This window comes from Roseixanthobacter psychrophilus, assembly GCF_043195195.1.
Classification (GTDB): Bacteria; Pseudomonadota; Alphaproteobacteria; order Rhizobiales; family Xanthobacteraceae; genus NCEH01.
The window spans coordinates 1-262 of sequence record NZ_JBAFWT010000235.1; the positions used below are offsets into that span (position 1 = coordinate 1).

Here is a 262-nt window from a genome sequence, read left to right on the forward strand (position 1 = left end):
CGGTCCTTTCATGCGCACCTACGATGAGGCATAGTTCGCCGGTGAGGCGATGAGGCACATGCTCAGGCTCAGTTCCGCAGCGGAGTGGGTGAAAGTGCTACCAGCAATTCTGGTGGCAATGGCCATGCTGTTCGCACCCATCGCCAGCGCCTATTCCGCACCGTGCCACGACGAGGATTCGGCATACGCCGCTGCGGCGGATCATCCGCACCAGATCGCCTCGCCTGATCCCGCGGATCATCATTCGGACGAGTCGACCCAA

General features: G+C 61.5%; 1 pseudogene. It reads left to right on the forward strand.

The window, feature by feature from the left end:
* Nucleotides 1–58: 58 nt before the first annotated feature.
* Nucleotides 59–262: pseudogene (locus tag V5F77_RS29340) on the forward strand (hypothetical protein); the annotation flags it as partial.